A 23,359-nucleotide genomic window follows, 5' to 3' on the forward strand; every position below is an offset into this window, starting at 1 on the left:
TGCCACCTCGACGGCGTTGAGTATATCGAGCATGCCGTGCAATTACAACGACAAACCTAGTAACGAAAATAGGCTAAAATTGGATTCATCAGCAATCTAAGACTAAAGTCTAATTAGCAAAAAAATGTTAATCCTCTTGTAGGCTCAGTGACGTATTACTAATGCCAGATAATTCTCGCCGTTTGACATAAATTGACATTTGACACCAATTTAGCGTTAAATTAGCGCACTTTTCAAAAGTACAAGCAAGGAGATTTCCTTATGGCTGATCGCAAAGCCACATTACAGATTGAGGGGCAATCAATCGAATTGCCGGTTTTGTCACCGACAGCCGGTAAAGATGTAGTCGATGTTCGCACGCTAGGAAAACATGGTTTTTTCACCTTTGATCCAGGCTTTCTGGCAACAGGCTCTTGTGAGTCGGCTATTACCTACATCGACGGTGAAAAAGGTATGCTACTGCACCGCGGTTATCCGATCGGTGAACTGGCGACCAAAGCAGATTATCTAGAAGTCTGCTACATGCTGCTGCATGGCGAAGCGCCGGATGAAAAGCAATATCAGGATTTTAAGGAAACCATCACCAAACATACGATGGTGCATCAGGGTCTGCATAACTTTTTTAATGGTTTCCGACGCGATGCTCACCCAATGGCGATGCTCTGCGCAGTAACTGGCGCCCTGTCATCTTTTTACCACGATGACCTGGATATCCATGACGAAAACCAACGCTTACGCAGCGCCTACCGCTTAGTCGCAAAAATACCGACGATCGCTGCAATGGCCTATAAATTTAGCATGGGTCAACCCTTCGTCTACCCACGTAATGACCTGGGTTATGCTGAAAACTTCCTTAATATGATGTTCTCAGTACCGGCCGAGGACTATGAAATCAGCCCAGCCGTTGCTAAGGCAATGGACCGTATCTTTATTTTACATGCCGACCATGAACAGAATGCTTCGACCTCGACAGTTCGGTTGGCTGGCTCCTCCGGTGCGAACCCTTATGCATGTATTGCAGCGGGTGTTGCGTCTTTGTGGGGGCCTGCGCACGGCGGTGCCAACGAAGCATGTTTGCGGATGCTGGCTGAAATTGGTTCGGTAGAGAATATTCCGAAGTACATTGAGAAAGCGAAAGATAAAAACGATCCTTTCCGCTTAATGGGCTTTGGTCACCGTGTATACAAAAACATGGACCCGCGTGCCACAGTAATGCGTGAGTCTTGTCACGAAGTACTGAAAGAGCTTAACCGTGATGACCCACTGCTGGACGTAGCCATGGAACTTGAGCGTATCGCTCTGTCAGACGATTACTTCGTCGAGAAGAAGTTGTTCCCCAACGTCGACTTCTACTCCGGTATCGTGTTAAAAGCCATTGGCATCCCGACCAACATGTTTACTGTTATCTTCGCGCTGTCACGGACAGTCGGCTGGGTATCGCACTGGCACGAAATGATGAGCGAAGAAAGCCAGAAAATCGGCCGACCTCGCCAACTGTATACTGGCTACACAGAACGTGAATTCAGTCCGATTAAAAAGTGATCAAAGTCACTTTGACGAAAAAACGCCTCCTACGAGGCGTTTTTTATTACCAGCGACTGACAAATCGATTGGTAATGATTGATATCAATATACCCAGCATAAAATAGCCAATTACATTAAGCAGCGTCTGCGCAATACCATTGGTAGCCAGCGAAAAGCTTCCTAAATTAATAAAATGTAACAATGAGTGGTGCCAGGCAATGCCGAAATCGGAAAAAGCGTCAGGCTTGGCAAGACTGAAATAAATGCCAAAGCTACTCACTATCAACAAAGATGATATCAGCCAGCGTGACAATGAGTGGCCAAAATCAGAAATCAGTCCGATAAATGCCGCAAACAGAACTCTTGGCAGTTTTCTGTACCACGACAATTCCTCAATTTCGAGCAGCAACTGAGACAGGCGGTATTCTCGCGAGCAATACTCAATAAATGGCGACAGCTCAGTCCCGGCTGTGAATATGGTTCGTTTGCTCGTACGCGGCTGTTTTAACAGACGCAGGAAATGGCTAATGCCCGTAGTCAACGCAGGACGGAACTTAACGCGGATGACTTTAACGTTTCGAAAACTGGCTAAATCAAAGTCAACGTTTGAAAAATCGACCGCATCTAAGCGTGAATCGTCCCAGTGTGAATTACGTGCTGTCGCTCCTTTAAAGCTGGAATTCCGTATACTCGCCTGAGTTACGTCAGCATCGTCTAAATCGGCATTTTCGAGCTGGCAGCCGTGCCAACATGTCTGCCTTAAATTAGCTGTTGAAAACTTCGTGTAGCCATCTTTATCACTGCGACACCTATTGAAGGTAGCGCCCTGCAGATTAGCTTCAGTAAAAGCTGTATTGGTCAAATCACACTCATCAAAAACACAGCCGCTGAGATCATTTAAGCTTAAGTTTTTGCCTTTTAGTTCGTCTCCGTGAAATGTTCGTTGGGTCATTGTTTTACAAATTCCGATAAGGTGTTATCCAGTTCTACACTAATTCGCCGTTGCTTATTTCCTTCGAGGATATTCTGAAAGGTTTCTTGTTGCAGACCGTAGGGGTCCCAGACCGGTACACTTTTCTCTGCGTCAACAATCAGGCCAAGGTCGCGGTTAAGCTCAGTAAACACCTGATAAAGTTCAGAGTCAGTCCGCAAACCATCTGCGCTCAACAGCCGTCCATCATTCTTTAACCAATAAGCGTAATTTGCCCTAATCGGCCGTATTGAATCGAATTTTTTATACAGTAAAGATGTCATAAAGTGCTCAGTTATTACGTCAAACTGTCGGCTGGGGAATAAAGACGCGTCGCTCAGATCACCGAACCGGTATAGCACTTCAATTTGCTTAAGCTGCTCGCGTTTTTCCCGAATTTCTTTGTCAAGCTGCTTGCAGCAAGTAAACTTTTCATCACCGATTTTAAATTTGTAGCGGAAAAATGCTTTACTCTTGATTGCCTCTAAAAACCCAGCAATCTGCTTAAGCGGAAAATCACAACGGTCAACAAAAGTAACGACGATATTAATTTTAGACTGCGACTCCTGCAAAGCTTCGAGGTAAAGTAATAATTGACCCAATGCGTGAACATAACTCGCTACGCCCGCGACCATTACCTGTAAAGGTTGCGATGACTTATGCTCATTAAATCGTTCGACTAACCGCTGCTTTAGCCACATGCGCTGCTCTTTGACTAAATACCAGCTACCGGCGGGTAAATTAGTTTCAGAAAACCATTTTGCTAACTGGGTAGTCGAAGGCCCTTCTTTTAAAAACCCATGAAAACTGTCCTGCGAGGTCTGCAGTAAGTCGTCTTTTATTGCTGCGAACTGACAATGAACCCGGCTCTGATGATACCCGCAAGGCGTATTTTTGCCATTATCATGAGAACAGATGTGGGCACTGTCATTTAGTTTAGTCTGAATTTTTTGGCTCATTGCGTTCCGTCAATAGTTATCCAAATCAGTTATTTAGAGTACATTCAATTATATGCCCGGCGCTACGTGCAATAACACCTCTTTTTATTTATACTACAGGGCTTTTTGGTGTGGTCAAAAACAGAGAGGCTTATGCAGCAAGTAGTTAATGTACAGGAACCCGTCATCACTCCGCGGCGCTTCAAAGTTTATCAGCACAGACAGCTGGACAAGATAGAAGCCCTGAAGAAAGTTCCTTCAGACATGCGTTTTGAAATGAAAGTCGTTGCCAATGTGCTGCCCTTCAGGGTCAATGAGTACGTTTTTAACGAACTTATCGACTGGGAAAATGTACCCAATGACCCGCTGTTCCAGCTAACCTTTCCACAAAAAGAAATGCTTGAACCCTCTGCTTTTCAGCGCATGGCTGACTTAATGTCAGCTAAGCATACCACCAATGAAGTTTTTGATCTGGCCACACGATTACGCCAGGAAATGAACCCGCACCCCGCCGGGCAAATGCAAATGAATGTGCCTCACGTCGACGGTGAGCCCCTGCCGGGGATGCAACATAAGTACCGTGAGACCGTTTTATTTTTTCCTGCTCAGGGTCAGTACTGCCACGCTTATTGCACTTTTTGTTTCCGCTGGGCTCAGTTCGTGGGTAAAGCAACACGTTTTAACTCTAATGATGCAGACCAGCTGCATCGCTATCTGGCACAGCATAAAGAAGTGACCGATTTGTTGGTTACCGGCGGTGACCCGATGGTGATGCGCACGCACAAGTTGCAGCACTATCTTGAGAAGCTTTTACAACCTGAATTCGAACACATCAAAACCATTCGCCTGGGTACCAAGGCTTTGACTTTCTGGCCCTACCGTTTTATTACCGACCCCGATGCCGACGGCTTACTCAGACTGCTGGAAAAACTGGTCAAAGGCGGTAAGCATGTTTCCATCATGGCCCACCTGAACCACCCTAACGAGCTGCGCACGGATGTTTGTCAGGAAGCGGTTCGGCGACTTCGCAGTACCGGTGTGCAGATTCGCTGTCAGGCACCGCTGTTGCGGCATATTAATGATAATCCCGATGATTGGGCAACAATGTGGAACAAACAGGTTAATATGGGAATGATCCCTTATTATATGTTTATTGAGCGAGATACCGGTGCCAAGCGTTATTTTGAAGTACCACTTGAACAAACCTGGCAGATTTTCCGTAAAGCCTACCAGCAGGTTTCCGGCGTAGCCCGTACCGTCAGGGGGCCTTCTATGAGTGCCGGCCCCGGAAAAGTAGAAATCCAGGGGGTCACCGAGGTTGCCGGAGAGAAGGTTTTCGCATTACGTTTTATCCAGGGGCGCAATCCTGACTGGGTACAGCGGCCGTTCTTCGCTCAATATGACCCTAACGCAACCTGGTTAAACGACTTAAAGCCAGCCTTTGGCGAGGATAAATTCTTTTTCGAGGACGAGTACGCAAAAATGGCTGCTATCGACTGATAGCGATAACAGCCATGGCGCAGGTTAGCCGAGTAAACGGCGGGCGTTGTTTAGGTCGTCTGCTGTATCGATGCCGGGCTGAGGTGTTTTAATCGCTTCAGCCACATGAATCCGCTCGCCGTGCCATAACACGCGCAACTGCTCTAATGACTCAATTTGCTCCAGTGGCGACGCCGGCCATTCGACATAGCGGCGTACAAAGCCGGAGCGGTAGGCGTACAAACCAATATGTCGCTGGTAGATGTCACTATCAAAGATTGTCGCCTTGCCATCGTCGGCAAAGGTATCGCGGTGCCAGGGAATCGCTGCGCGGCTAAAGTACAGGGCATAGCCCGCTGAATCACGCACTACTTTAACCACGTTGGGGTTAAACATCTGCTCGGCATCGTCAATAGGAACTGACAAAGTCGCCATGGCGGCCTGCCGCTGATTAGCCAGATTATCTGCTACCTGACGAATAATTTCCGGCGGTATAAAGGGTTCGTCTCCCTGCACATTAACAACAATTTCATCTTCGGCAAAAGCCAGCTGCCCGATAACCTCTGCCAGGCGTTCGGTCCCTGACTGATGTTTGTCTGAAGTCAGCATTGCCCGTCCGCCAAACTGAGTCACAGCGTTCTCGATACGCGGATCATCGGTGGCAACAATAACTTCGGCAGCACCACTTTGCAGAGCCCGCTCGAAAACGTGCTGGATCATGGGTTTACCGCCAATATCGGCCAGCGGCTTACCCGGTAACCGCGACGACTGATAACGGGCCGGAATGATTACCGTAAAGCTCATGACGGCACCTGCTCCAGCTCTGTGGCATCAACGGTGCGGGCCTTATCGGCAATGAGTACTGGAATACCTTCCTCGACCGGATAGGCTAATTGTTCGCCGCGACAGACTAGTTCGTTATTTGACTGCCAGTAAGTCAGCTTTCCCTTACAACTCGGGCAAGCGATAATTTCTAACGTGCTGCTGTCAATACTCATCGACTATTCCTCATTTTTGTAATTGTTCCAGCCGCTTAATCAAAGCGGCAGTAAATTGACCGGGAAGTTGCGCTTCTATCGGTTGATAGTACCAGTCGCCAGCAGCAAAATCGCGACATTTTGCTGCGTCTTTTTCGGTCATTAACACCGGCTTATCAGTTAACCGCGAGAAATCCCCGGGACTGAACTGATGATGGTCAGGAAACGCAAAACACTGGTCGAGCTCTAGATTTTGCTCACGTAAACTATTAAAAAACCGGTGTGGATTACCAATCGCGGCTACGGCATAGCATTCTTCATCCGGGGCGTTCACCGAACTATCATCAGCAACTTTTCGCCAGCCTCTGGACTTAACTTCGCATACATAGCGTGCAAATGGGTGCTGCGCATATAAAGACATCACCCAGTCAGCACCTTTTAAACGCCAGGGGCCTTCCCGTAGCGGCCCACACGGCAATAACCATCCGTTACCTATGCCACGCTCTGCATCAATTAAAATCAGCTCGATATCGCGTTGTAACGCGTAGTGTTGCAGGCCATCATCACTGATAATCAGGTTAACATCTGAATGCGTTTGCAATAATTTTTCCACTGCTGCTGAGCGCTTTGGTGCGATAACTACGGGGCAACCCGTTTTGCGCCGCAGCATTAACGGTTCGTCGCCAACTTTCTGCGCACTGTCACCGGTCTGCACATCGTGGGGGTATTCAGCAGTAGAACCATAGCCCCGACTGACGATGCCGGGTTGGTGACCTTCTTTTCGCAAATAATCAACTAAAGCGATTGTTAACGGTGTTTTACCGGTACCGCCGACACTGATGTTACCCACCACAATAACCGGTACTGAAGCCCGGTAACGCGGCAGCAGTTTAAAAACGTATAACGACCGGCGAAGATTGGTCAGCAACCAGAATAGCAGCGACAATGGCACCAACAAGTACAAAGCCGGATGCAGACGTTTTTTATACCAGAGGCTTTGAAGCCAGGTCATCGACTAACCACCACTAAATTGTAAATTATATAACTGACTGTAAGGGCCTTGCTGCTCCAGTAGCTTATGATGATCGCCCCGTTCTACGATCTCACCGTTGTCCAGTACCAGAATTTCATCAGCATTTTCTATAGTCGACAGTCGATGTGCAATAACCAATGAAGTCCGGTTTTTCCGTAAAGCTCCCAAAGCTTGTTGAATATGCCTTTCCGACTCGGTATCCAGTGCTGAAGTCGCTTCATCCAGAATTAAAATCGGCGCATCCTGCAATAAGGCCCGGGCAATAGCAATTCGCTGACGCTGGCCTCCCGACAACATAACGCCATTTTCACCGACGATAGTATCTAAGCCATTAGGCAAGGTTTCTGTAAACTCGGTCACATAAGCCTGCTCGGCCGCTTCCATAATATCCTCGTGCGATACATCCGCAGGCGCCCCATAAGCAATATTATTGGCGATGGTGTCATTAAACAAAGTGACATGTTGAGATACCAGAGCAAATTGACGGCGCAGGCACTTCAGGTTGTATTCCTGTAAGTTATGGCCATCCAGCAAGATTTGTCCGTCGCTGACATCATAAAAGCGCGTTAACAAGCTGGATATGGTTGATTTACCGCTGCCCGAACGGCCTACCAAAGCAAGGGTCTTGCCCGGTTGTAAGTTAAAACTGATGTTCTTAAGTGCGGGCTCATCACCCTGCTGATAAGTAAATGTCACATGATCAAATACCAGATCTCCCTTAACCCGGTCCACTTGTAAGGAGCCTTTATCAACTTCAACCGGTTGGTCTAAAATATCAAAGACACTGGTGGCAGCGGCAATCCCGCGCTGAAAGTCACTGTTGATATTCGTTAGCTGTTTGAGCGGCCTCAGCAACATAATCATCGCCGTTAACAGGGTAGTAAAGGCACCCGGTGATAGCTCTTCCAGCATTTCCGGAAAACTCGCCAGGATCAGTACCATCGCCAGGCTTAAAGAGGCAATAAACTGAATAACTGAGGTACTGATAGCACGGGTATTAACCAGTTTCATGTTCTGGTTACGGGTATTATTATTAATTTCGGCGAAACGTTTCGATTCCACCTTTTGCCCTTCATGCATAACGACCACTTTATGGCCATTTATCATTTGCTCTGCGGTTGTGGTGACATTGCCCATGGCAGTCTGGATGCGGCCGCTGACAGTACGAAAACGTTTTGAAACAACCGCAACGATTTTGGCAATGATAGGTCCTACCACCAGAAATACCAGTGATAGCTGCCAGCTTTGATAGAACATCAACCCTAATAAACCGATAACAAAAGCGCCGTCTTTTACCAGAATTAATACAGCGCGGCTGGTGGCTTCTGCCACTTGTTGCGTATCGTAGGTAATCTTCGAAATCAGTTCGCCGGTGGAGTGTTGATCATGAAACTTGACCGGCACTTTCATCAGGTGTTCAAACAGCTGCTGGCGCATGCGGGTAACCACTTTAAAACCGACATAATTCAAAAAGTAGTTACTGGCAACGTTAAAGAGTCCGCGTATGATAAAAAATATCGGTACAATCAAACCACCGTAAAACAAAATAGTCGAATTGCCTTTAGCTAAGCCATCATCGATTAAGGTTTCTATCTGTGAAAAAAACCAGGTATCAATCGCAGAAAAACCGATCATACCGAGTATCGCAAAGGCAAAGGTTAACTTGTACGGCTTTATATAACCGAGTAAACGTTTAAAGGTTTTCTTTTTTTGGCTCTGAGAGTCCATGCAATCTCGTTAAGTTGCTAAATATCCCAGCATTCTACCCGTTTTATAGCACAAGTGGCTAGTCATCATCACGATAGATTAGACGCCCTCGTTTTTCTTCAAAAGGTAATAGCAGGCGCCACTGATAACCATTGCTGGCGACACTCAACTGACCGTAGTCCTTGCTACTGAACCAGCTCCGCTGCATTTGCCGATAGCGGTTTGTGGTAGATTGATGAGGGAAGTTATAGCCTTTGTGGTCCCCGTTGCTGATTAAAATTAATGAAGGCTGCGCCTGTTTCAGTAACAACCAGCCACTGGATGTGCGGCTGCCGTGGTGGGGTGCAAGCAGTAAATCAACGGCAGGAAAGCCAAGGCTTTCAGCAATTTCCCGCTCGGCAGAAAATTCGATATCGCCGGGCAGCAGTACGGTAAAATTTTTATAGCGCAAATAAAGCACGCAGGATGCGTTGTTGGAACTTAGGGAACCCGCCTGCTGCGAAGGCCCGGGTTTAGGCCCGACTTCAGGCCCGACTTCAGGCCAGAGCACCGTCCACTGTATACCATTCCAGCTACCCTCCATACCCTGCCGGCAAGGCTGCGATGTCAACGCGCCAAACCACAAAATGTCGGGATAACGTTGCGCCAGATATTCCATCCCACCACTGTGGTCACGGTCTTTATGACTGACCCAGACAGCTTCCAGCTGCAACTGTCGTGCTTGCAAAAACGGCTCAATAACGCTCGCAGCAAGGCTATAACCGCTGTTATAACCGATGGCCGTATCAATTAGCCAGGCTCGTCCGGCCCGTTCGATGACAACCGCCTGGGACTGGCCAACGTCCAACACATGCAGATAAAAAGTCTGATCCCGCGGATGACTGACACTAAAAGCATAGCTCACCAACGGCAACGAGCCTAACAGTACCCATTTGTAAAAAACACGCCCAATCGGCAGTAGTGTCAGCACCATCACCAGCACCAAAGTTGTTAACGGAATGTCCATCTGCGGCTGCCACCAGTTAAAGTCCAGCGCTGCAGTAAACTTCAAAAACGGGGCGATTACCTGCAGCGGCAGCGACGCCAGAAACCACAGGTTATCGGCAAACTGATGTGCATAAAAAATTTCTGCCAGCGTGCCGCTTAGAGCCAGCGGCAGCAGCCAGAGACTGATAACAGGCAGCACCAGTAAATTGACTAAGGGTGCCAATAACGAAATCCCGCCAAACCAGTGCAACGATAAAGGGGCCATAATAATGAGGAACATCAGTTGCAAACGCACCAGACTGACAAGCCCCGCGCCGCCGGCCTGCTGCCAGCGCCAGATTGTGGTAAAAATTGTCAACAACGCACTGACGGATAACCAAAAACCGACATCCAGCCAGGCCAGCGGGTCAATCAGCAATAAAACCGCAACGGTCCGTAAAACTAACTGCCAGGGACTGATGCGTAAGGCCAGAATCTGATGTAAGCCCAGTACAGTGAACATAATGAGCGCACGCACAGTGGCAATAGCAAAGTCAGCCAACCAGGCGTACCCGAAAGCCACCAGCAAAGCAAACAAAAAACTCAGCCGCTGTACACTCAGTTGTTCCAATTGTCCGGCTTTACAGCGCCAGCTTAAAACCCGGCTGACAATTACCCGTCCCAGCAAAAGCCCTGCCCAGGCAACCAGGCTCAGGTGCAAGCCCGAAATAGCCAGTGCGTGGGTCAGCCCATTGTATTGCCAATGCCGTCGTTGTTCAGCACTCATCAAATGCCTGACACCCACACTGAGTGCAGCTAAGATGGCCCCTTGCTGATCTGGATGTTGCGCTAAACGTTCCGCTATCCGGGCCCGGACTGGTTTGCCTGCCTGTTGCAACTGACCGGACTGAACTGTGGCCAACGCAGTAATACCCTGCCGGCTAAGCCGCAACAGATAATCGGTACTGCCCCAGTTCCAATAATTCCTGGCCGGTTTCACCTTGACGTTAAGTTGCCATAGCTGGCCAAGCTGCAAATGTTGCGGCGCTTTGCCATACCAGCTAAATCTTAGTCGCGGCGCACCTAAAAAACCCTTATCAAGAGAGTGCCCCCGGATAACTTTACCAACAAAGCGGATATGGGTGTTAAACTTGACCGGCAGGCTGGTCACAACTACGGTCATTGGCTGAAGGCTTTCGAATTGAGTTAGCTGCTGTTGCTGGTGATGTTGCCAATTAATATTTGCAGTAGCGACTGTGATGCCGCAAAATAGAAAAGTAACTAATGTCGCTACTGTCCGTGCTCGCGGAACAGCTGTTGGTGGCAGCAAAGTAACGAGCAGTGCAAAAAGCAGCGTCAGCCCCATGCTAAGATAAGGGCTTTCCGCTGCGGTGCGCAGGCCCAAACCGACGCCTAAGACAAACATGATTAAACAACGATCCATCGTTGCTCCCGGAAAGCGTTAATTCAATTTAGCAGGTAGTTTCATGGCAAGACGGGTAATCAGAAAATTGGTTCCTGATCACAACAAGATTAGGCAGTCGCGGGCCATTCGCCTGTTCGGCAGCCTGCTGCACGACGCCAATCTCTGGCATTTAAACCGCCGTTCGGCTTCCGGCGCTTTTGCCGTTGGCTTATTTACTGCGTTTATCCCGATACCTTTTCAGATGCTGGTTGCAGCCGCTGCTGCTATTCCATTTCGGGTCAATCTTCCATTATCCGTTGGTCTGGTCTGGGTTTCCAACCCAATCACTATGCCACCGATGTTTTATCTTTGCTACCGCCTGGGTAACTGGATGCTGGCTGCCCCGCCGCAGCCTTTTACCTTTGAATTGAGCTGGCAATGGTTGGTAGATAGTGTCTCGACCATCGGTCCGTCACTGTTACTCGGCTGCTTAGCCATGGGTACTATCGCCAGCATCATTAGTTATTTGCTGATCCGTTTACTGTGGAGACAGTCTGTGGTCAATGCCTGGCGTAATCGCCCCGGATCCCGCCATTCTTAAGAAAAAGCTTAGTGACCGCCATGCAGCGCTTTGGCCGGAGCAACCCGTGTCGCCCGCCAGGCAGGGTAAAGGGTAGCCAGCAAACTCATTGCTAACGCCACTGAGGTTACTAAAACGACGTCCTGCCAATGCAGCTGTGACGGAATTTTGCTAACAAAGTACACGTCATCGTTCAGTAGCTGTAACGCCAGAGCCTGCTCCAGCCAAAACATGAGGTCAGGCAAGCTTAACGCCAGCAAACTACCTGCCAAGGCCCCCCAACAGGCGCCCCTTAAACCATTCTGCAGACCCTGCCAGACAAAAATCATAACGATTTTTTGGTCAACGAGACCCATGGTTTTCAGCATCGCAATCTGCGAACGTTTTTTTGTTACTGTTAGCACCAAAGTGGACACAATATTAAAACAGGCAACTGCCATCACTAACACCAGCACCAAATAAATAACCGTCCGTACCAGTTCAATATCACGATACAAATGACCGTGAGTCCGCATCCAGTGATTAACATAGACTAAATCAGGCAGTTTATTACCCACGCGTTGCGCAACCTGGGGTGCGTCAAACACGTCGCGTAATGTCAGCCGAATGCCGGTAACGCCGCTGTCAATGCCTGCCAGCTGACGAGCCGTCGACAATGACACATAGGCGTTCTGATGGTCGATCTCACCTCCGAATTCAAATAAACCGACGATAGTGAGTGTGTGCCGCCGGGGCGACTGGAATGCCCTTTCACCCTGTTGCGCCAGCAATAAGGTCACTTGTTCTCCGACAGTTAACTGCAGCGTTTCTGCAAGCCCGGCGCCGAGAATGATTCCGCTTGGTGACTGGCTTAAGGCACGCATTGCTGCCGCGCTAATAAAGTCGTTGATGCCCGAGGCCGACATCTGCGGCTCGATACCTTGCAGCACAACGCCTTTAAATTGTCGGCCAGACTGGGCCATTGCGGTTTTCTGAATAACCGGACTGACTGCCACTACCGCTTCATCGGCTTGCGCGACGCCAGCAATTTGCTGCCAGTTATCAAAAGTTCCGGAAACGCGCTGATACTCAACATGTGGCACAACTTTCAGCAACTTATCCTGTAATGCATTCTGAAAACCATTCATCATCGACAAGGCGGCGATAAGTACCGCGCAACCGAGGATGATACCCAGGGTTGAAGAGGTCGAAATAAAGGACAAAAAACCCTGTGCTGAGCTATTTTTTCTGAACCTGCGGGCAATATTCCAGGTTAACACGGCCTACTTCCCTGCTTGCTCATTGAGCTGTAACTGGCCCCGCTGCAGGCGCTCGACACGCTGCAGTTGAGCCGCTAAGCGCTCATCGTGGGTAACAACAATAAAGGCCGTTCGCCGTTCCTGATTCAGCTGTAGCATCAGCTGATAAACCGCCTCTGCTGCTTCGCCGTCAAGATTACCGGTCGGCTCGTCCGCAATAATCAGTTGCGGCTGATTAGCAAACGCACGAGCCACCGCAACGCGCTGACGCTCGCCGCCGGACAGTTGTGCCGGGCGGTGATGCATGCGTTCGGCAAGCCCTACCCGCTGTAGTAATTCCATCGCCTGTTGCCGCGCATCGGTTTTACTGTAGCCGGCAATCAGCAACGGCATGGCGACATTTTCTAACGCATCAAACTCGGGTAATAAATGATGAAACTGGTAAACAAAGCCGAGATTTTGATTACGCCAGCGTGCCAGCCGGCTGGCACTCCAGCCGGTCAGTGCTTCGCCCTGAAAACAGACTTCTCCTGCGCTTGGCTGATCCAACCCCGCCAAAATATGCATTAAGGTACTTTTGCCCGAACCTGAGGCCCCGACTATGGCGACCATTTCACCAGCGTTAATGCTAAAGTCCACCGCATTCAACACCTCAGTCTGACCACCACCGTCGTCAAATACCTTACTGATTTTCTGCCCTGCTAATAGCGGGTTAGTCATAGCGTAATGCCTCCGAGGGTTGGGTTTTAGCAGCCAGCATGGCAGGGTAAATGGTCGCTGCTAAACACAGCAATAGTGACGCAACGGCAACCACAACTAATTGACCCGGTTGGACAACAATCGGCAGGCCAGTGGCATTAATCGCCATTAAGTCGACCCCAAACAGTGTTAACAGGGGGTTCAGGTAATAACTGACTAGTAACCCCAGCAGCAGACCCGAAGCTGTTCCCACCAGGCCGTTATAACTGCCCTGCAGTAAAAACACCCGTCGTATCTGTGCCTGGGTCAGGCCAAGGGTTTGCAAAATCGCAATATCGTTACGTTTTTCGTTAATCACCATGATAAGTGCCGACAGCGTATTAAAAGCCGCCACCGCAATGATTAATGCCAGCATCAGCCACATCATGCGCTTTTCCATAGCAACCGCATCAAACAGCTGACCAAACTGTTGCCGCCAGTCGGTTACCTGATAGTCGCTGTGCTGCCGGTAATAAGCGGCAACCTCAGGCGCGGCAAAAGCGTCATTTAGCTGCAGCTGAAAGCCCTCAACCGATTGTGCCGGTCGACGGGTTAAGCGATTAAGATCTTCTGCGTTGGCAACCACCAGGTTATTGTCCAGCTCTGACTGCAACGCGAAAATTCCGGTAACCGTAAAACGTCTTTGCGCAGGAACCATACCAAAGGGGGTATAAACAGCGCCTTCTGAGGTTATCAGTCGTATTTTATCGCCGATACTTACCCCAAGCCTGCCGGCAACGCCCTGGCCAATAATAAGGTGGTAGTCTCCGGCACCTAACTGCTGCCAGTCGCCAACCTGCAGTGCCTGGCTTAGCACCTCCGGCAGCCCCGCAGCAGGATCATCTGCGCTTACCTGGCTAAGCCTGCCACGGGCGACAGCCACAACCATCTCTCCGGGAGTCTGTAATAAGGCCTGGGTCTGGACATAAGGCATCACGGACTTAACTTGTGGGTGCCGGGGTAACTGCTCCTGTCGCTCTGACCAACTCTCCAGTGCCCGCTCAGATGTCAATTTTACCTGGGGAACAGCGCCAAGAATCCGCTGTTTCAACTCGTTTTCGAAACCATTCATGACGGACATAACAACGACTAGTGCCATTAAGCCAAGAGCAATACCAAATAACGCAAAGCGATTGATAAAGCGGGTAAAAGCCGAGCTTTTTTGGGCGCGCCCATAGCGTAAGGCGATAAAAAGCGATACCGGTTGAAACATTACCCTCTCAAAATCTAATCTTGCGTAATCATTAGCAGCAAGGATAATGAGTTACGTTAGGGCTGACAACTAAAAGGGCGGAATATGAGTAATTCCCCAGTGATGCAAACACAACAAATTGGTGATTTCTTTACCGTTAACGAACTATTCTCGGTTAATTTATTGCCATTAAGTGGCGATGCCACAGTGCCGGATGACGAGCAGTTTGAACAACAAATGCCAGAGCTGTTTAAAATGGCCTCAGATATGGCAGGTGCCGATAAAGACCTGCTGGAAAAGCTGCGGCTGGAGTCACAAAACAGTCCGACGCTAGGTATGTTTTTAGAGCATATGAATCAGCGCATGATCACTATGTTGGGGTACTTATTGCGTTACGAAGATGAGCCACAGCACCGCTTTAATGGTGTCGAGTTTGGCGGCGGCGGCATTCGTGTGGAAAGCGAGCAGACCTTTGCTGCCGGCCAGCTATTTCAGGCGAAGCTTTTTTTGAAAGCGGAGTCACTAGCAATTTTTTGTTATCTGCGCTGTATTCAAAACTGTGACGATGATACCTCAGACAGTCATCAAATGACGCTGGAATTCGCGCAAATAAGCGAACAGGATCAAGAGCATCTGATCCGCGCCAGCCTGCATGCTCAAAGCCGTCAGTTAAAGCGCCGGGCACAACAACGAAAACGTGAAAATAGCGAAAACAACGAAAACACCTGATTTATCCGTTGCCAGGCATCCAAAATCGCTGCCAGATCAGTATAATGCCCACATTGTTTCTGTCTGGGTAGTTGAGTGGTCATGCCAAAAGTTTCTGTATTAAAGCCTCCCTTTCCTGATTCTGCTGAACGCGATGTCAGCTGGGTTAACTTGCGCGGCAGCTCAGAGGCCCTGGCCATAGCCAAGCTCATTGATCAAACACCGGGGCGGGTTTTAATCGTCACTGCTGACGCAAATCAAGCGCATCGGCTGGAACAGGAAGTTCGTTATTTTGCCGGAGAAGACACTGAATATCACGACGATATTACGCTGTTCCCGGATTGGGAAACCTTGCCCTACGACAGTTTCTCACCACATCAGGATATAATCTCCGAACGACTGAGTGTGCTGGCGCGCTTACCCGCCGCCAAACGAGGCGCACTAATTGTAAGTGTGAATACCTTGATGCAACGGTTGGCACCAAAGACCTTTGTCCAAAGTCAGGCAATGGAATTCAGCGTTGGCCAACAGCTCAATAGCCTCGCGCTGCGTGAGCAACTCGAACAAGCCGGCTATCGTCCGGTTAATCAAGTTATGGAGCACGGTGAATTTAGCTCCAGAGGCTCAATTCTGGACCTCTTCCCAATGGGAAGTTCACAGCCTTATCGACTGGACTTTTTTGATGATGAGCTTGATACCATCCGGCCGTTCGATCCGGAGACGCAACTTTCTCAGCAGCCGGTCAGTCAGGTCAGACTTTTACCTGCGCACGAGTTCCCGCTGACCAAAACGGGCATTGAGTTATTTCGCAGCCAGTTTCGCGAACGTTTCGAGATAACTGCTGAACGCGATTCAGTGTACCAGCAAGTCAGTAAGTCGCAGCTGCCCGGCGGCATCGAATATTATTTGCCGCTGTTTTTTGAACATACTGCCAGCTTATTTGATTACTTACCCGATAATACGGTTTTGGTCTCTCACGGTGACATTCAAGGGGCCCTGGAACGGCTCTGGACGGATATTAACCACCGCTACGAACAACGCCGTTACGACAAAGCGCGCCCCTTACTTCATCCTAACGAGCTGTATTTACCGGTTAACGAAGTGCATGCCGGCTTTAAACAGCTGCGCCGGGTCCGCACGGCCATTCCTGCTGATAAGCCAGCTCCTGGCCCGCATCAGTTTGATACCGGGCTGGTCAGTGATATTGCCGCTAACCATCAGCAAAAAGAGCCCTTTGCCGGGTTGGCTAAACTGATTGACCAGGCGCTGTCAAATAACGAGCGTGTGTTGTTGTCTGCGGAAAGCGCCGGTCGAAAAGAAACCCTCCGTGAAACCGTTAGCCGGCTGGGCTGGCGCCCGCTGCTGGTTAATAGCCTGGATGAGTTTTTAGCATCTGAGTCTGAGGTCGGGCTGCTGGTAAGTCCGATCGTCAACTCGTTTCACCTAAATGCCGACAAACTTTGGTTTATCACCGAAACCGAGTTGCTCGGCAATAAAATCGCGCAGCGCCGGCGACGCGATCAAAAAGCCACAATCAGCCCCGATACTCTAATCCGCAATTTGGCCGAGCTGCAAATTGACCAGGCCGTGGTTCATATTGATCATGGTGTTGGCCGTTATCAGGGCCTGACAACTCTGGATGCCGGTTCAGTGACGACCGAATTTGTCACCATTGAGTACGCCGGAGGCTCAAAACTTTACGTACCAATCTCTTCTCTTGATGTGCTGAGTCGCTATAGCGGTGGTGAAGACAATCATGCGCCGTTACATAAGCTGGGTAATGACAGCTGGGAAAAAGCCAAAAAACGGGCCGCTGAAAAAGTCCGCGATGTCGCTGCCGAGTTACTCGATGTCTATGCTCACCGGGAAGCCAAATCAGGTTATGGATTTAGCATTAACGAAGACGATTATCAGCGCTTTGCCAGTGGTTTTCCCTTTGAAGAAACCATTGATCAACAGCAGGCCATCAGTGCATTAAAAGCCGACATGCAGCTACCTCAGCCAATGGACCGGCTGGTTTGTGGAGATGTTGGCTTTGGTAAAACCGAAGTGGCTATGCGCGGCGCTTTTATTGCCGTCAATGACGGTAAACAAGTGATGGTCCTGGTGCCGACGACGTTATTAGCACAACAGCATTATGAAAATTTTAAAGACCGTTTTGCTGACTGGCCTGTGCGAGTAGAAGTTTTGTCGCGCTTTAAAACCGCCAAGCAGTCAAAGCAAATCCTCGAGGACTTAGCATCTGGTCAGGTTGATATCATCATCGGCACCCACAAATTACTGCAGGAAAATGTCAAATGTCATGATCTTGGCCTGTTAATCGTTGACGAAGAGCATCGCTTTGGTGTGCGGCAAAAAGAAACGATTAAGCGCATGCGGGCTGATGTCGATATTTTAACTCTGACAGCAACGCCCATTCCTCGCACCCTGAATATGGCGATGAATAATATTCGTGACTTGTCGATTATTGCGACGCCTCCGGCCAAGCGACTGTCGGTAAAAACGTTTGTCCGTGAGGCGGACGATGCCACAGTGCGAGAAGCGATTTTACGGGAGATTTTACGCGGCGGCCAAGTTTACTTCTTGCACAACAACGTTGAAACCATCGACAAAGTAGCCCGCGATCTGGAAGTGCTGGTTCCGGAAGCTCGTATTACCCTGGCTCACGGACAAATGCGCGAACGTGACCTGGAGCGAATAATGTCCGACTTTTACCATCAGCGCTTTAATGTGCTGGTTTGTACCACGATTATTGAGACCGGCATTGATGTTCCCAGTGCCAATACCATCATCATGAACCGCGCCGATCACCTGGGTCTGGCTCAGATGCATCAGCTTCGTGGGCGTGTGGGTCGTTCACACCATCAGGCTTACGCGTATTTATTAACGCCGCACCCGAAACGCATGACAAAAGATGCTGCAAAGCGCCTGGAGGCCATAGCCCAGCTGGAAGATCTCGGCGCCGGCTTTATGCTGGCAACCCATGACTTAGAAATTCGCGGCGCTGGTGAATTACTTGGCGATGAGCAAAGTGGACAAATCGAAAGCATTGGTTTTACCTTATATATGGACATGCTGGAACAGGCAGTACAGGCCCTGAAAGAAGGCAAGCAACCCTCTCTGGAAGGTTTAACCCGCAGTCGCTCAGAAATCGACCTGCGCATCCCGGCATTACTACCGGACGACTACATTCCGGACGTTAATAACCGACTGAGTTTATACAAGCGTATAGCCAGTAGTGACAGTGAGCAGCAGCTTGAGGATATCCAGGTCGAACTTATTGATCGGTTTGGCTTATTACCCGATGCGGCTAAAAATCTGATCCGCCAGACCAGTTTACGAAATCGAGCCGAATTACTAGGCATCCGTAAAATTGATATGGGTAATCAGGGCGGTATGATTGAGTTTGGCAACGAAACCAAAGTCAAACCGGAGAGCATTATTGGCCTTATTCAGCAGGCACCTAAGCACTATAAGCTTGATGGCCCCAGCCGTTTGCGTATCAGCCAGCCACTGGAAGATACCCAGACCCGGCTGGAACTGATAGAGTCTTTATTAACTGAGTTTTCACAGGAGTAAGAACAGTGACGCGAGCGCTAAAACTAGTCGCAGCAATAACGGCAGTCATCAGTGCCCTGCTTCCTGTAACAGCTCAGGCCGACCTGCCTGATCGAAACTACTGGCGCTGGTTCGAAGTAGAAGTCCTGTTATTCCGGCACACTCAACAGCAGGACATTAACGAACAGTTTCCACTGCAAATAACGGCAATCGAGAGTCTTCAGGGCCGGGACCTTTTGAGTCGCTATTTTGCTCCGGATTTACTGGCTTTGCGTGCAGGGCTGGAACAATGTCAGCCCTGGTCACCGGAGGCTGATTGGGAGTTCAGGGTAAGCTGCCAATACAACGAAGAAGACAGCTTAATCCCAATACCCGGCAGTCCGTTTGAAAAACCTGAAACGCTCAGCCAGCTGCAACAAACCGATGTTATTGTTAATGGCGCCGGCGGCAATATTGCCCATGCCAGAGCACCTTTTCTAATGCCCGCCTCTACTCACGTACTAACCGAAACACGCACAACACTGCAGCGCAAAGCCCTGGCTGAGCCTCTTCTTCACGTTGCCTGGCGACAACCTGTCTTTAATGAGGAGCAGCAGCAGAGATTACGCTTATTCGCTGGCCGGCAATTTACTGATGACTTTTATTACGATGGGTTTAAGCGTTCTCCTGAGCAAACAACCGACACAGAAGACAGGCCGCCAATGACTATGATTGAGCGCATTAATCGTCTTCTTAACCGGATTGAAACCGACCCACAAGTTTTCCGGACAGATGCTGGCAATCAACCCCAATCGTTACCGGACACTCTGTTAGTGCCAGAGCGAGCCTGGGAACTTGATGGTTTACTGCATATTTTTTTAGTCGGTAATTATTTACACATTGATCACGATTTTAATTTACGCGAAAAGGTTACTATTGACGCTACGGCGCAAAGCCTGGCTCAACAAGCAGACCTTCTGTTATCTGAAAACAACTTAACGGAGCCGTTCTTGCGAGCTTATCGATTCAAGCAAAGACGGCGGGTAATTAGCCACGAAACACACTACTTTGATCATCCAAAAGTGGGTATGATCATTCAGATAAGACGAACTAAGTTATCACCCCGACGCTTTTAAGATAAGGACAGGACAATGGAAAAGTACGATGAGTTGTTACTTGCCCTGCGTAAAGTCATTCGTGCGATCGACCTGCACTCGAAACAATTAAATAAGTACGCCGGACTGACCGCGCCACAGTTATTGATTTTACGCGAAATTGTTGCCGGTGATGGCATCACGGCCAGCCAGGTGGCGCAAAATATTACCTTAAGTCCGGCTACTGTTTCTAATGTTATTGAGCGCATGGAACTGCGCGGTTTAATCCACCGGCAGCGCAGTGCCACCGATAAACGCCGCGTCTTATTATACCTCAGTGAGCAGGGTCAGTCGTTGCTCGACAAGGCTCCGCAACCATTACAAGAAGATTTTATTGAAAAGTTTCAGGCACTGGAGCAATGGGAGCAATCGCTACTGCTGTCCTCCATGCAACGCATTGCAACTATGATGGACGCCGAAAAGCTGGACGTTGCCCCAGTGCTGGAAGTCGGCAATTACAACACCATGGACCCCAACTCATGAGAAAACTCAGTACTATCGCCGCAGCGGTTATTTTTAGCAGCTCCGCGCTGGCACAAAATTGCGAATTAACAGACGATGTGACGACGATCAGTAGTGTACAGGGAGAAGCCACTCAGTCACCTTTATTAGAAGATACTGTCACCGTTACCGGTATTGTTACTGCTGACTGGAGTCAGCCCGAGAAGCTCAAAGGCTTTTTCCTGCAGTCTCTGAATGACCACCAGGATGACAATCCATTAACGTCCGAGGGCCTGTTTATTCAGGCCAGCAACAATATCCGGTCTGTCACGGCAGGCACTATCGTTAAAGTTACGGGTACCGTTAGCGAAGAAAATAACCTGACTCAGTTAACCGATACCAGCCGTTTTTACGAATGCGGAACGGTCGACCTTCCTGAACCAGTCGATTTGATCTTACCTTTTTCTTCGCAGCAGCAGGCAGAAACTGTCGAAGGTATGCGGGTCACAGTATCCGGCCAACAACCTCTCACGATATCAGGCCATTATCAGTTCCCCCGCCATGGCTTTTTTGACATTTCTGCCGGCCGTCTCTGGACGCCCTCGCAAATTGCCGAGCCAGGCTCCGCAGCCCGGGCGCTGGCTGCCAGTAATCGACTCAATCGGCTGCAGGTTGATGACAACAGCAATCAACGTCCACAGCCGCTGCCCTACCAGAACCTTTTTCATGGTCCCAACAACAGTTTGCGCAGTGGTGCAAGCCTAGCGCCAATAACCGGTATCTTGTCACAGTACAGTGATAGTTATCGCCTGCAGCCGACAACAGAGCTGCAGTTATCAGAGCGTTCTAAAATAACACCCATTCAGCCCAAACGGGCAGGCCAGCTGCGGATTGCCAGCTTTAACGTACTCAATTACTTTAACGGTAATGGCCAGGGGGCCGGATTTCCGACCGAACGGGGCGCAAAAACCGTAGCGCAGTTTAAACGCCAGCAAGATAAAATTGTGGCAGCATTAGACGCGCTAAATGCCGATGTGTTTGGTTTAATGGAAGTCGAGAACGATGGTTTTGACGAAAACAGTGCCATCCAGCAGTTGGTCGATGCGCTGAACCAGGCTCAGGATATCCCCTATGCGATTTCTCAGCCGCAATCCGAGCGTGTTGGTGATGACCAAATCAGTGTCGCCATTATCTATAATAAAGATCGGTTAAAGCCTGCAAACCACGCCAAAACAATCGAAAAAGGCCCTTTCCAGTGGGGTAGTCGCGTACCTCTGGCACAAATCTTTACTGACAAAGAGTCCAAACAGCAGTTTACCGCGGTTGTTAACCACTTTAAGTCAAAAGGCGGTTGCCCCGAGGACGGCGTTAACGCCAATCAGCGGGACGGCCAGGCTTGCTGGAATGCGTTGCGGGTTGAATCGGCCGAACGGTTAACTGCCTGGGTAAAACAGGAGCAAATGCCCAACCCCATTTTGCTGGGCGACTTTAATGCCTACTATATGGAAGAACCCATGCAATACATGACGGCGAACGGCTACCAGAATGTTTCATCGGCCCGGGATTACTCGTACGTCTACGACAGCCAGGCTGGTTCCCTGGACCATATTCTGGTTCCAAATGAACTGTCAAAAAATGTAGTGCGAGTTCAACACATCAACTTTAATGCTGATGAGCCCAGACTCTACGATTACCGCGACCCGCAGTATTATCAGCCTAATCCGTACCGTTCGTCCGATCATGATCCTTTATTAATTGACCTTGACTGGCGCTCTTCGGGTAAATAGGCGTTATCGGTTCCAAAATGAACCTCAAATTCAAGGCCCAGCATCCAGTGGCCCTGCCGCGGCTCATTGAGCTGTTCGCGGGGCCAGTGGTAACCTATCCAGGATTCGACAAAGAGCCACTCACGCAGATAGCGCTGACGGTTGAGTAAGCGCAGACCATAATCATTGACCGGCACCTGATGGTCTGTCTGACCTTCGATCCAGGTTTCAACTGCAATTGCTTTATGCTGGTCATACAGTTTGTACGTTCTTAAGGTACTACTCCAGCGCAGGCCTTTTGTTTCCTGAGCGATGGTACCCAGGGAGGACCAACGTAAAAGAACAAAGTCGGTCAACGAAGCCTCCAGGTCGATCCTTTGTGAGGCTCCGAAACCATCACTATCGCGCCAGAAAACCGAGCTTTGCAAGCGGGTTAAAAGCGACTGTCCTGCAGCAATATCGGTGCGGTAACGAGCCCGCACGTAGGTGTCAAAATCAAGACCTCCGCGTATCCCGAGACTGTAAGAGAACCGATGTTTTTCATTCATGTCAGGGTCGAAGCCGAGGCCGACCAGCCACTCCTCGTCAGTACCCGGTGAACGAATAATCGAAGGCTTACCAGCGGAAGCGTCATCAAGAAACTCATCGTTATCAACCCGGCCAATAAAAGCAGAAAATTGTTCTTCAGCGTGGGGCAAATTAACCTGAGCCCGAAAACGGGATTTTAATTCAAAATTATCATAGCCGCTCCATTGCGGAGCAAATGACAGACGACCGTACGAGTGATAAGAGTTTTCCAGTCGATCTTCGGCAAAAAAGCTATCCACCCAGCGCGCCGATACCTCTACCGAGTTTTCCAGACCCAGCCGAAAGCCTTCCAGCCAGCTTGCATCAGCAGGCCTTTCAGAGTTCGCCTGTTGCTCGGCGAAAGCTGGCGTTGTATCCAGAAAAGCAAATAAAAGCAGGCCCAAAGAAAACTTTTTCATCCAATCGCCTCTATAACATA

The 23,359-nt window shown here is 49.4% G+C and carries 19 protein-coding genes; 8 read left to right on the forward strand and 11 right to left on the reverse strand.

Annotated features, from left to right (window positions below):
* Positions 1-261: 261 nt before the first annotated feature.
* Positions 262-1,542, forward strand: a complete 1,281-nt coding sequence (locus LG288_RS07075; RefSeq protein WP_404399437.1) for a citrate synthase — start codon at positions 262-264, stop codon at positions 1,540-1,542.
* 46 nt (positions 1,543-1,588) lie between these two features.
* Here the strand turns inward: LG288_RS07075 and LG288_RS07080 are convergent, their stop codons facing one another.
* Complete coding sequence (locus LG288_RS07080) at positions 1,589-2,476, reverse strand: pentapeptide repeat-containing protein (RefSeq protein WP_404399438.1); 888 nt, start codon at positions 2,474-2,476, stop codon at positions 1,589-1,591.
* Positions 2,473-3,453 (reverse strand): hypothetical protein, encoded by a 981-nt coding sequence (locus LG288_RS07085; RefSeq protein ID WP_404399439.1) that lies wholly within the window; start codon positions 3,451-3,453, stop codon positions 2,473-2,475. The genes LG288_RS07080 and LG288_RS07085 overlap by 4 nt, the downstream gene beginning before the upstream one ends.
* A 132-nt stretch (positions 3,454-3,585) precedes the next feature.
* On the opposite strand from LG288_RS07085, the gene LG288_RS07090 reads away from it, so the two are divergent.
* Positions 3,586-4,932, forward strand: a complete 1,347-nt coding sequence (locus LG288_RS07090) for a KamA family radical SAM protein (protein ID WP_404399441.1) — start codon at positions 3,586-3,588, stop codon at positions 4,930-4,932.
* A gap of 24 nt (positions 4,933-4,956) precedes the next feature.
* Here LG288_RS07090 and kdsB read toward each other — a convergent pair whose 3' ends face one another.
* Genes kdsB through LG288_RS07115 form a run of 5 tightly spaced genes read right to left on the reverse strand, consistent with a single transcriptional unit; the run spans position 4,957 to position 11,038 of the window.
* Positions 4,957-5,715: a 3-deoxy-manno-octulosonate cytidylyltransferase gene (gene kdsB, locus LG288_RS07095; protein ID WP_404399442.1), complete on the reverse strand. Its 759-nt coding sequence runs from the start codon at positions 5,713-5,715 to the stop codon at positions 4,957-4,959.
* The gene (locus tag LG288_RS07100) at positions 5,712-5,909 is read right to left on the reverse strand and encodes a Trm112 family protein (RefSeq protein WP_404399444.1); all 198 of its coding nucleotides are present in this window, start codon (positions 5,907-5,909) and stop codon (positions 5,712-5,714) included. Before LG288_RS07100 ends, kdsB begins: the two co-directional genes overlap by 4 nt.
* 10 nt (positions 5,910-5,919) lie before the next feature.
* A complete protein-coding gene (lpxK, locus tag LG288_RS07105) occupies positions 5,920-6,900 on the reverse strand; it encodes a tetraacyldisaccharide 4'-kinase (RefSeq protein ID WP_404399445.1) in 981 nt (326 codons plus the stop codon).
* A gap of 3 nt (positions 6,901-6,903) precedes the next feature.
* Positions 6,904-8,649: a lipid A export permease/ATP-binding protein MsbA gene (gene msbA, locus LG288_RS07110; protein ID WP_404399446.1), complete on the reverse strand. Its 1,746-nt coding sequence runs from the start codon at positions 8,647-8,649 to the stop codon at positions 6,904-6,906.
* Positions 8,650-8,707: 58 nt separating this feature from the next.
* Positions 8,708-11,038 carry a DNA internalization-related competence protein ComEC/Rec2 gene (locus LG288_RS07115; protein ID WP_404399447.1) on the reverse strand — a complete coding sequence of 777 codons (2,331 nt, stop codon included), beginning with the start codon at positions 11,036-11,038 and terminating at the stop codon, positions 8,708-8,710.
* A 43-nt stretch (positions 11,039-11,081) separates the two neighbouring features.
* On the opposite strand from LG288_RS07115, the gene LG288_RS07120 reads away from it, so the two are divergent.
* Positions 11,082-11,600 carry a DUF2062 domain-containing protein gene (locus LG288_RS07120; RefSeq protein WP_404399448.1) on the forward strand — a complete coding sequence of 173 codons (519 nt, stop codon included), beginning with the start codon at positions 11,082-11,084 and terminating at the stop codon, positions 11,598-11,600.
* An 8-nt stretch (positions 11,601-11,608) separates the two neighbouring features.
* On the opposite strand, the gene LG288_RS07125 is transcribed toward LG288_RS07120, so the two are convergent.
* The 3 genes from LG288_RS07125 to LG288_RS07135 are packed head-to-tail and all read right to left on the reverse strand — an operon-like array spanning position 11,609 to position 14,768.
* Positions 11,609-12,838 carry a lipoprotein-releasing ABC transporter permease subunit gene (locus LG288_RS07125; RefSeq protein WP_404399449.1) on the reverse strand — a complete coding sequence of 410 codons (1,230 nt, stop codon included), beginning with the start codon at positions 12,836-12,838 and terminating at the stop codon, positions 11,609-11,611.
* 3 nt (positions 12,839-12,841) lie between these two features.
* Positions 12,842-13,537, reverse strand: a complete 696-nt coding sequence (lolD, locus tag LG288_RS07130; protein WP_404399450.1) for a lipoprotein-releasing ABC transporter ATP-binding protein LolD — start codon at positions 13,535-13,537, stop codon at positions 12,842-12,844.
* The gene (locus tag LG288_RS07135; protein ID WP_404399451.1) at positions 13,530-14,768 is read right to left on the reverse strand and encodes a lipoprotein-releasing ABC transporter permease subunit; all 1,239 of its coding nucleotides are present in this window, start codon (positions 14,766-14,768) and stop codon (positions 13,530-13,532) included. The genes lolD and LG288_RS07135 overlap by 8 nt, the downstream gene beginning before the upstream one ends.
* Before the next feature lie 84 nt (positions 14,769-14,852).
* Here LG288_RS07135 and LG288_RS07140 point away from each other — a divergent pair, with 84 nt between their 5' ends.
* From LG288_RS07140 to LG288_RS07160, 5 genes are all read left to right on the forward strand, one after another.
* Positions 14,853-15,476: a PilZ domain-containing protein gene (locus LG288_RS07140; protein ID WP_404399452.1), complete on the forward strand. Its 624-nt coding sequence runs from the start codon at positions 14,853-14,855 to the stop codon at positions 15,474-15,476.
* 81 nt (positions 15,477-15,557) lie between these two features.
* On the forward strand, positions 15,558-19,034 hold the full coding sequence (gene mfd / locus LG288_RS07145) for a transcription-repair coupling factor (protein WP_404399453.1): 3,477 nt from the start codon (positions 15,558-15,560) through the stop codon (positions 19,032-19,034).
* Positions 19,035-19,039: 5 nt separating this feature from the next.
* A complete protein-coding gene (locus tag LG288_RS07150) occupies positions 19,040-20,128 on the forward strand; it encodes a CsiV family protein (protein ID WP_404399455.1) in 1,089 nt (362 codons plus the stop codon).
* A 15-nt stretch (positions 20,129-20,143) separates the two neighbouring features.
* Complete coding sequence (locus LG288_RS07155; protein WP_404399456.1) at positions 20,144-20,629, forward strand: MarR family winged helix-turn-helix transcriptional regulator; 486 nt, start codon at positions 20,144-20,146, stop codon at positions 20,627-20,629.
* Positions 20,626-22,374 (forward strand): ExeM/NucH family extracellular endonuclease, encoded by a 1,749-nt coding sequence (locus LG288_RS07160; RefSeq protein WP_404399457.1) that lies wholly within the window; start codon positions 20,626-20,628, stop codon positions 22,372-22,374. The genes LG288_RS07155 and LG288_RS07160 overlap by 4 nt, the downstream gene beginning before the upstream one ends.
* On the opposite strand, the gene LG288_RS07165 is transcribed toward LG288_RS07160, so the two are convergent.
* Positions 22,326-23,339: a hypothetical protein gene (locus tag LG288_RS07165; protein ID WP_404399459.1), complete on the reverse strand. Its 1,014-nt coding sequence runs from the start codon at positions 23,337-23,339 to the stop codon at positions 22,326-22,328. The genes LG288_RS07160 and LG288_RS07165 overlap by 49 nt on opposite strands.
* Between the last annotated feature and the right edge of the window lie 20 nt (positions 23,340-23,359).

Origin of the sequence: Idiomarina seosinensis (genome assembly GCF_044797955.1) — a bacterium.
Lineage (GTDB): Bacteria > Pseudomonadota > Gammaproteobacteria > Enterobacterales > Alteromonadaceae > Idiomarina > Idiomarina seosinensis_A.

Excerpts from the sequence above, each read along its gene's own strand:
- LG288_RS07165 (WP_404399459.1), bottom strand. The coding sequence starts at position 23,339 with ATGAAAAAGTTTTCTTTGGGCCTGCTTTTATTTGCTTTTCTGGATACA.
- LG288_RS07155 (WP_404399456.1), top strand. The coding sequence starts at position 20,144 with ATGGAAAAGTACGATGAGTTGTTACTTGCCCTGCGTAAAGTCATTCGT.
- LG288_RS07080 (WP_404399438.1), bottom strand. The coding sequence starts at position 2,476 with ATGACCCAACGAACATTTCACGGAGACGAACTAAAAGGCAAAAACTTA.
- LG288_RS07085 (WP_404399439.1), bottom strand. The coding sequence starts at position 3,453 with ATGAGCCAAAAAATTCAGACTAAACTAAATGACAGTGCCCACATCTGT.
- mfd (WP_404399453.1), top strand. The coding sequence starts at position 15,558 with ATGCCAAAAGTTTCTGTATTAAAGCCTCCCTTTCCTGATTCTGCTGAA.
- lolD (WP_404399450.1), bottom strand. The coding sequence starts at position 13,537 with ATGACTAACCCGCTATTAGCAGGGCAGAAAATCAGTAAGGTATTTGAC.
- LG288_RS07140 (WP_404399452.1), top strand. The coding sequence starts at position 14,853 with ATGAGTAATTCCCCAGTGATGCAAACACAACAAATTGGTGATTTCTTT.
- LG288_RS07090 (WP_404399441.1), top strand. The coding sequence starts at position 3,586 with ATGCAGCAAGTAGTTAATGTACAGGAACCCGTCATCACTCCGCGGCGC.
- msbA (WP_404399446.1), bottom strand. The coding sequence starts at position 8,649 with ATGGACTCTCAGAGCCAAAAAAAGAAAACCTTTAAACGTTTACTCGGT.
- kdsB (WP_404399442.1), bottom strand. The coding sequence starts at position 5,715 with ATGAGCTTTACGGTAATCATTCCGGCCCGTTATCAGTCGTCGCGGTTA.
- LG288_RS07120 (WP_404399448.1), top strand. The coding sequence starts at position 11,082 with ATGGCAAGACGGGTAATCAGAAAATTGGTTCCTGATCACAACAAGATT.
- LG288_RS07115 (WP_404399447.1), bottom strand. The coding sequence starts at position 11,038 with ATGGATCGTTGTTTAATCATGTTTGTCTTAGGCGTCGGTTTGGGCCTG.
- LG288_RS07075 (WP_404399437.1), top strand. The coding sequence starts at position 262 with ATGGCTGATCGCAAAGCCACATTACAGATTGAGGGGCAATCAATCGAA.
- LG288_RS07100 (WP_404399444.1), bottom strand. The coding sequence starts at position 5,909 with ATGAGTATTGACAGCAGCACGTTAGAAATTATCGCTTGCCCGAGTTGT.
- LG288_RS07135 (WP_404399451.1), bottom strand. The coding sequence starts at position 14,768 with ATGTTTCAACCGGTATCGCTTTTTATCGCCTTACGCTATGGGCGCGCC.
- lpxK (WP_404399445.1), bottom strand. The coding sequence starts at position 6,900 with ATGACCTGGCTTCAAAGCCTCTGGTATAAAAAACGTCTGCATCCGGCT.
- LG288_RS07160 (WP_404399457.1), top strand. The coding sequence starts at position 20,626 with ATGAGAAAACTCAGTACTATCGCCGCAGCGGTTATTTTTAGCAGCTCC.